General features: G+C 40.7%; 5 protein-coding genes. 2 read left to right on the forward strand and 3 right to left on the reverse strand.

What is annotated here, in order from left to right; genetic code table 11:
* Positions 1-245: 245 nt before the first annotated feature.
* Complete coding sequence (locus tag BM378_RS19835) at positions 246-1,613, reverse strand: MBL fold metallo-hydrolase RNA specificity domain-containing protein (protein WP_074989856.1); 1,368 nt, start codon at positions 1,611-1,613, stop codon at positions 246-248.
* 446 nt (positions 1,614-2,059) lie between these two features.
* On the opposite strand from BM378_RS19835, the gene BM378_RS19840 reads away from it, so the two are divergent.
* Complete coding sequence (locus BM378_RS19840; RefSeq protein ID WP_074989857.1) at positions 2,060-4,198, forward strand: YjbH domain-containing protein; 2,139 nt, start codon at positions 2,060-2,062, stop codon at positions 4,196-4,198.
* Between the two features lie 247 nt (positions 4,199-4,445).
* Positions 4,446-6,023 carry a hypothetical protein gene (locus BM378_RS19845; protein ID WP_065979525.1) on the forward strand — a complete coding sequence of 526 codons (1,578 nt, stop codon included), beginning with the start codon at positions 4,446-4,448 and terminating at the stop codon, positions 6,021-6,023.
* Positions 6,024-6,871: 848 nt separating this feature from the next.
* Here BM378_RS19845 and BM378_RS19850 read toward each other — a convergent pair.
* Positions 6,872-7,951 (reverse strand): phosphotransferase enzyme family protein, encoded by a 1,080-nt coding sequence (locus BM378_RS19850; protein WP_074989861.1) that lies wholly within the window; start codon positions 7,949-7,951, stop codon positions 6,872-6,874.
* 13 nt (positions 7,952-7,964) lie between these two features.
* Positions 7,965-8,879, reverse strand: a complete 915-nt coding sequence (locus tag BM378_RS19855) for an NTP transferase domain-containing protein (protein WP_083422951.1) — start codon at positions 8,877-8,879, stop codon at positions 7,965-7,967.
* Positions 8,880-9,117 lie beyond the last annotated feature (238 nt).

Raw genomic sequence — 9,117 nt, forward strand, 5'->3', positions numbered from 1 at the left:
AGGGCTTTAGCCGTGAATTTTAAAAGAGAAGTTGCTGAGCAAACGCGCCATGCAAGCATAACGCCTACGGTTTAATGTAGGCGTGAAATTTATTTCGCGCGTAAAGATCTTTTTCGCACCACAGAGGTCACAGAGAGCACAGAGGAAGTGAAAGGGTTTTCTCGGTGGTTCAAAAATGGTTTAACCAAAAACACAGTCGAAGCGGTTTTTACAAGTACTACTGACGAAGTGTGAGCGGCTTTACTTTATTCTGTGCCTATCTCAATTTTTACTTTATCGCCAAGTAACTCACGGTATTTATTGGCGAGGGTTTCTTTTGCTTCGTCATCGCCGTGGACGATTCTGATAAGAGATGGTTTCTTTTTCATGCCCGTTACAAATCTTAATAAACCTTTTTGATCCGCATGAGCACTGTAGCCGCTAATGGTATGTATTTGCGCGTTTATAGTCACTTTTTTGTTATTTATAAATACATAACCACCGCGCGGGCCATAGGTTTGAATATCTCTTCCTAGGGTGCCTCTGCCTTGATACCCAACAAAAATAACGTCAGTTGTTGTATCTTCAAGAAAGCGCTCTAAATAGTTAACAATTCGTCCACCACTGCACATGCCACTGGCTGCAATAATAATTGCAGGCTGTCGTTTAGATGCTAAAAAGTTAATGAGCGCTTGGTGCTCTTGATGTGTGTCGATGGTATGTAACTGGCTAAAATCGAGCGGATGACGGCCTTTACTTACCCTGTTTTTGGCCTCGTTATCCCACAGGTCTTTAAAGTGTATATATTCATTCGTAAAGTTAGCAGCCATAGGGGAGTCTACAATTACCTGTAGTTTACGCCAAAGTGAATGCTTACTTGTTGCGCTTATAATTTGCTCTAATTCGTAAAGTAACTCTTGGGTACGGCCAATACTAAAGGCAGGTATCAGTACTACGCCGTTATCGCTTACTGCACGCTCAATAATATTTTTAAGTACGTTTACTCGCTCTTTTCTACCTTGATGGTTTTTATCACCGTAGGTTGACTCAATAACGAGAGTATCAGCTTTGTAAGGTGGCTTAGGGGTCGGTAGCAATGGTGTATAGGGGGCACCTAAATCACCAGAAAACACCACTCTGTGTTTATTCGGTGTTCTGCCTATATCGACTTCAATGTACGCTGAGCCGAGAATATGGCCCGCTCGTTTAAACTTTATACTTACATCGTTAATTAAAGGGGTTAGTTTTAGCCATGTATTAAACGGTACAACTACGATTTGTTGCTTTAGTAATTTAAGGCACGTGCGGATCATGCTTTCATTGCGGGTTACGCCCACTTTTAATGCATCTTCAATGACCAACGGTAATAATTTTGCACTGGCTGGCGATGTATAAATAGGGCCTTTAAACCCTGCGGCAAGTAAGTACGGAATACGGCCAACGTGATCAATATGGCAATGAGTCACGATAAGGGCTTTTACAGTTGAAATATCAAAATTAATGTGAGGGCTGTGATTGCTGTCTTCGCCCTGAAAAATCCCACAGTCGATGAGTAAAGAGCTTTGTTCATTAAATATGAGCTGGTGGCATGAGCCCGTTACACCGTTTACCGCTCCATGGTGTTTAATATGCATAGGTATATCCTTATAGTTAGCTTTAGAGTAGATTTAAACGGATATGGGGACAACCTTTGTTTGTAAAAAAGCTCAGTTTCAACTCAAAGTGTGAGTATTAAAAACATAACTAAGCTTTTTTGTACACGCAAGGCGTAGGTTCAAAATTCAAGGCGTAAAGCATAAGGTTAAACGCTTAGCGCTAGTTAGTAACATAGTCGCAAAAAAGTAATACACGAGTGTTATAAAAGCGGGGAGTTACATATTTTTAATTAGTTCATATATAAAAACATTGTGTATTAGGTGCTTAACTCTAAAGATGGGGGGGATGTTTTTTGTACTTTAATGAGCAGCAAAATGTAAAGTGTTATGTTAACTTTTTAAGCATGTACAGCTAACTAATTTGCTTAATTAATGTTATATTGACGTTTATTAAAATTCTAAATAATTCTTCATGGACTCGAGTTATGCTAAAGGCAAACACTTTGATTTTTGGTGGGGTAGCAACCCTGTGCGCTCCGGCTCTGGCTGCAGATGAAATAACTGCGTATCAATCTTTTGCTGGTTACTCTGGGCTTATAAATACACCAAACGCAAGTGTGCTTGATAAAGGCATGATTGATATTGGTTACAATAACCAACTCGACTTGCGTGGCGTGAAATACCTTGATGGTCATAATTACATTTTTTCGGCAGGCTTGTTTGATGGCCTTGAGGTCAGTGGTCAAATTGCCTCTAATTCAATGCATGATAACTTATTTTACAGTGAAGGGCGTGGACAGTTACGCGACTTATCGTTTAATGCTAAGTATCAATTACCATTAATCCCTGCAGAGTGGTTTAGTGTTGCACTAGGCGCTAAAGACATTGGCGGTGCAGCGAATAATTATGAAACCTATTACGCTGTTGCCTCTAAAGAATTATGGGACTTTAGGTTTTCTGCTGGTTACTCTGTAAGTGACCGACTAAGCGGCCAAATGGATGGCCCATTTGCGGGTGTTGAATGGCAACCATTCGACTGGTTTGCGTTGCAAGCAGAGCACGACGCCGATGCATTTAATGCAGCCGCGCGTGTGACTATTCCTAAAAAGTGGTTGTACGATATAGGTACGCTTACGTTTACTAGCCGCTTTTACAGTAACTCAGATTTTGCTGAAGACGATACCTATTGGGGTGTTAACTTTAGTTTACCGCTAAGCCCGCGCGCAGCAAAAATACAAAAATTAGAAGCAGCTCCAGTTACAGCAACACCCACTGCTAAGCAAACGATTATTACTGACAGTGCGCCTAAAAATAGTACGCTCCAAAATAGCTCACACAAACAAGCTGCATATAAACCAGTTACTACATTGCCCGCACAGGTTACTAAACCCGAGCACTTACACAATAAAAAGCAAATGAATAATGAGGCGTTATCATTAAAACGTGCTTTATCTAATGATGGCTTTGAAAATATATTGGTTGGCTACAATAAACAAAACCAATTAGTTGTTAAGTTCGAGAATGCTGTATTTAACCAAAACGACCTTGACGCATTAGGCTTAGTATTGGGGCGTGTGGCTGAGCACATAGAAGATCAAAATACCGAGTTTTATGTACAATTAGAAAAATACGAAATTCCGCAATTTCATGTGATTGGTAAAGTTAGTAACTACAACGCATTTTTAAACAACAACGCAAGCCCAGACTTACAAGTAAATCTAGGTGCTATGAGCATGCCTGCAGGGCTATCGTGGATTGGTTTAACTTCGGCTAATAGCCCTTACTTTAAGCCACGTGTAACGTTATCGCCAGCATTAACAAGTTCGCATGCGACTGAGCTAGGTGTGCTTGATTACTCATTAGCATTAAGAGCCGATGTAGATATACCCCTTTGGAAAGGTGCAGGTATTAGCCTGGGCGGTCAAGTACATGTAACCGACAGTGATGACTTTGAAGAAAATGCCCCGTTTAAGCATTATCGTGAAGAAAGCGATTTTGATCGCGCCATGTTATATCAAACTTTTGCTTTACCATGGGGCTTTTATAACCAAACACAATTAGGTTATATGAAAGACCGCTACGACTTTATGGGTGTACGAAACGAAACCGGCTGGTTAAGCCCTGAAGGTCGCCACAAAGTAACAGCCGATTTTGGTTATTTTGAATACCAAGATTACGATTTAACGAAAGAGTACCAAACACTGTCGTACCAGTTTAATTGGGTAGAGCAAGATATCACTCTGCACGCCACTGCAGGTAATTTTTGGTACGAAGATTCAGGTGCAAGAGTAGAAAGTCGCTTTTGGTTTGGCGATAGCTACCTAGCTGTATACCTAGAAGACACCAACGTACAAAAAGTAGGTTTGGCATTTAGTATTCCGCTGTCACCAAGAAAAGACATGGCGGTTTCTAAATACGGGCAAGTTAAAGGCACAAATGCGTGGCGACACGCTGTTAGCACGCAAATTGGTGAATCACATAATCAGCTTGTTTTTAACCAAGCCTATGTGCCAGCGAAAGCCGTTAACTTAGATAACGCATGGTTTAACCAAGGGCGTATGTCTACTCAGTATGTTTACAGTAACCTAACAAGACTAAAAGAAGTGTATTCACAGTATCGGTAACAATTTTTACATTGTAATTACTATGTGAATATGTAAGTTTTTAGCTATATTTGTGACTGAGGGCTAAATTAATTATTAAGTTAGCCTTAAACTTGTTAAAATAGCAGTTGCAAACAAAGTGATTGTTATTTAACCTTTAGATAATTTTTAATCATAAATAGCATTTGGCTGCAACAGATTAAATAGTAATAGGTTTAACTAACGACCTTATTAAAAATGTAATTGAAAAGGAATAAAAGGACTCCCTATGCTTACTAACAAAAAAACGCTACTAGCTTTGTCTGTAGCTTCAGTTTTTGCTTTATCTGGCTGTTCAAGCGATGATGACAAAAATAAACCGGATCCAATCGATCCACCTGTAGAAGTTGTTGTGCCACCTGAAGCACCGATTGCACTTGGTGCGGTTGTGAACGGTAACGTTGTTGATGCAGCTTCTACTGATGTTGTAGCTTCTACTATCATGTTTTATGAAAATGGTGCACCAAGCACTAACCTTGTAGACTTAGATGGTAATAAACTAACTTCTTTAGAATCAGATGACGGTAGCTTTACATTTCAACTAGCTGAAGGCTCTGAAGCAACCTCTGTAACTGCTGTTGTGATGGCCGATGAGTATATTCAAAAAACTTTCACTATTGATTTATCTGATTTAAGTGAAGGTGATGTGCAAGTTGAACTAGCACTAGTTTCTGAAAACACAGAAGGTGTAGCTAAGAAAAATGTTGACGCTACTGTTTCTGGAGGTAGTTCAGCTGACCCTATCACTAGCGGTGTTGCTGACGGTAAAGCTACTGCAGCTGTGACTGTTCCTGCAAACACTACTTTACTTGACGCAAAAGGTGATCCAATTACTGGTGAAAAAGTAACATTAAAAGTTACTGCTGCTGACACAAGCTCTTCTGCGGGTGCTGCAATTACTCCTGAAGGTTTAAACTCTGAAGATGCAGAAACAGTGTATACTCCAGTAGGTGTAGCAAGTGTTGAAATGGTTGATGAAAACGGAACTAAAATCAAGAAGTTTTCTCAGCCTATCACTGTATCAATGGCAATCCCTGCAGATAAAGGTTTCACAACAGGCGATGAACTAACACTTGTTTCTCAAAACGAAGACACAGGTGTATGGACAACTGAAACTCAAAAAGTTGAAGTTAAAGATCTAATCGCTGATGGGAGCTTCTACAACGCTAGCTTTATGACTGACCATTTAACATTTTTCTCTGCAGTTAAAGGTTCAAGTTACTGTGCAGCGGGTATCCGAGTACTTTTCTCTGGTGATGAAGTTCCAGCGTCAGGTTTATTTTTCCGCGTAGCATCTTCGGATGGTGCTGGTACACTATTTGCTAGAGGTGGTACTTCTACATTAAATGCTCGTTATGTGTCTGGTGTTTACGATGGTGCTACAGCAAGAGTAACTGTTCGTGATGTTGAAGGTAACACATGGTACGACTCAGTAGATGAAGTGTCTGTTTGTGGTGATGTTAATGTTTCACTTTCAGCTCCTGCTGATGTTGAATATGTTAGTGAAACACTGTCTTTAACTGCTCAATGTAGCAACGACTCTACAGCTACTACTGCCGCTTCTGGTGCACTTGTTAAATATAGTTTATCAGGTAAATCTAAGAAGGTTGCTAGACCAGGTGAAACTGCGGGTACTTATACACTTGATAATTTAGTGTCAGGTCAAGAATACACAGTGACTGTTAAGTACAAAGATACACTTAAATCAATAGGTGATAAAACTTACACTATCACTGCTGATGGTACTGATGAATCGCAAACTGAACAACTTACTTGTGACACTTCAACAGGTGTAACGGGTAGCTAACTAATCTGTTAGTAATCTTTTGGGTATAAACCCTTTCAAAAAGCCGCTTTATGCGGCTTTTTTTATTCCTATTTTTTATAAAAACTATTTTCCACAAAGATAAGGTAATAAGAAGTAAGTGAGGAACCTTAGCGCACAAAAATCTTTTCTAACCACAGAGGCCACAGAGGCCACAGAGGCCACAGAGGAAGTGACAATAAATTAAATAGGTAACTAAGCGAATATATTGCTTTTCTCGGTGTAGCGCGTAGCGCCTCGGTGTACTCGGTGGTTCAATTGTATTTAATGTAGGCGTGAAATTTATTTCGCGCGTAAAGTTCTCTTCTAACCACAGAGGTCACAGAGAGCACAGAGGAAGAGATTTAACTCAACAGAAGAGAATATTTATTGCTTTTCTCAGTGAAGCGTATCACTTGTAGGAGGGGCTTTAGCCGCGAATTTCTAAAGAGAAGTTGCTGCACAAACGCGCCATGCAAGCATAACGCCTACGGTTTAATGTAGGCGTGAAATTTATTTTGCGCGTAAAGATCTAAGCGAATATATGCTTTTCTCGGTGTAGCGCGCAGCGCCTCGGTGGTTCAATTGTATTTAATGTAGGCGTGAAATTTATTTCGTGCGTAAAGATCTTTTCTAACCACAGAGAGCACAGAGGAAGTGACAGAAATTTAACCCAACAGAAGAGAATATTTATTGCTTTTCTCAGTGAAGCGTATCACTTGTAGGAAGGGCTTTAGCCGCGAATTTCTAAAGAGAGGTTGCTGCGCAAACGCGCCATGCAAGCATAACGCCTACGGTTTAATGTAGGCGTGAAATTTATTTCGCGCGAAGGAAGATGGCTAACCTCTAGTTCATCCCTTATTTATCTCTAAAATCGCTTTAAGGGTATGTTCTTTGGCGAGAATATCGCGGTATAGGGCAAACTGGTTGCGGGCACGTTCTAGGTTATGGTGTGCGTGCTTGGTGGCAAAGTAGTTATCACCATCGATAAAGTCGGTTAAAAAGCGCAGGCCAATCATAAAGGTCATGACTTTTGTACCAAGCCAAAAGCTTTCTTTTTCGGCGTCGGTAATAACCTCTTTTAACGGTTCTACATAACCTTTTACGATAGCTGCGAAGATCTCTTCGCGAACGCGCACGTTGTTTAAATTCGTAGAGTCTTCTTGCTCTGGTGAGCAGAATGTACGCACCATGTCACCAAAATCAAACAACCAGTAGCCTGGCATGCAGGTATCTAGGTCGATAACGGCTTTGGCATCATCTGACTGCTTACAAAAAAGCATGTTGTTTATTTTCGTGTCGTTATGGCAAGGTCTAAGTGGAATTTTACCTTCAAGCTCTTTTAGCTCATCGACTAGCGCATGTTGGTTTAAGCAAAAGTCAATATCGCTTTGGCAAAGCGCAACTCTGCTTGCTGGGTCATGTTCGACGACCTTTTTGAAAGCGTCAAAACGCATCGCTAAATTATGAAAATTAGGAATGACATGATGCAGCTGGTCAGCTTCAAAGTCTTGCAATGCTAGAGCGAATTGTCCAAATGCATTGGCTGCAGTTTGTGCCTGCGAAATCGTTGCAACAACATCTTCGCTGTAACTGCCGCCAATAAATTCGAGTGCACGCCATACACCGTGATCGTACTCAACCAAAAAGTCATTTTTTATTGTGGGTACATGGCGAATAATGTCTAAATCATACTCACCTTTTTGGTGTTTTTCTGTTAAATGTTGTTCAATCAAACGTGCATTTTCGACCAGTTGCTCTGGGTGTGGAAACACATCGGTATTGAGCTTTTGCACAACTAGCGCATGTTCATCCGTTTTTAAAAGCATTGTGGTGTTGATGTGGCCGTTGCCAATTGGTTTTAGACTTACATCCACTTTGTTTAGGCCAAAACATTCAGATAAATGCGCTGCAACTGGGTTAGACTTCATAGGAAATTCACTTTTAATTTGCATTTGAACAGGTGTGCTTGTTGTTAGTTCGTCCGTGATGTAATTCATAAAGCTTTTTTGAAACCTTTTCTAGCTCTGATCTGTAAGTAACACCATACCAAGCAGATTGAGCCTGGTAGACAGCCACTGATTGAAATGTGTTTTTGATTGCTTTTTGGATTTGGTCAGGCAAATAATACTCTTTTGTGACACCGTTGTCATTATCTTCTAGAAACTCAGAAAAACCACTCTCTAAATACTCAAAAATACGCGGTGTAATTCCCCAAAAGCTCATTGAGCCTAGTGCATCATTTGCTATTTCGCACTGTTCACCGTGTGGGTTATTGCCATAAAGCGTGTTGTTCTCACGTTTTATATCTAAATACTCAACCACATCGATAAGATAACCTTGCTGATCTACTTTACATACCCCTCGGTTAACGCCACCTTGCTTTGAAAGCGTGTCTTTAATTGGGTACCCAACCATTGCCCACTGCGAGTTGTGTTTAAAATGTTCTGCGATAATCTCGAATGATGAAGCACCGTAATAATCATCGGCGGTGATCACAATGGCAGGGTTATGAACAAACGGTTTTGCACATAAAAGTGCGTGGCCTGTACCCCAAGGTTTAGTGCGCGTTGTGGCTAGAGAGCTAAATTTAGTGGGTATCGATGTGATTTCTTGTTCTACGAGCACAATGTCGAGTGATTTAGGTAAGCGAGGTAAAATGGTAGCCTCGAACTCTGCACGTATTTTTTTATTAATCACGATGACAACTTGGCTTACCCCCGCGTTTACTGCATCGGCAATGCTAAGTTCCATAATGGTACAACCAAGGCCAGGGATTTCAGCAATTTGCTTATTTCCACCAAAACGGCTACCAAGTCCGCCCGCCAATACGATTAAAGTTAGAGAGTGTTGTGTCATTGCGCATTCAGAGTGAAAAAACAAAGGAAAAGTTTACCAGAAATATTTACGGCGTAGGAGGGGCTTGAACCGTGAAATTATAAGTAACGAGCATCGAAAAGCGAGGTAAAGAAGTAACGAACTACGAGATGCGAGCTTGTATAGTTAAAACGCCTCCCACGTGTGAAGTGTGTATCACTTGTAGGAAGGGCTTTAGCCGTGAAAGGGGTGTAAGCAACGAGCTACGAAGTACGAGATG

It is taken from the genome of Pseudoalteromonas lipolytica (genome assembly GCF_900116435.1).
GTDB lineage: Bacteria > Pseudomonadota > Gammaproteobacteria > Enterobacterales > Alteromonadaceae > Pseudoalteromonas > Pseudoalteromonas lipolytica.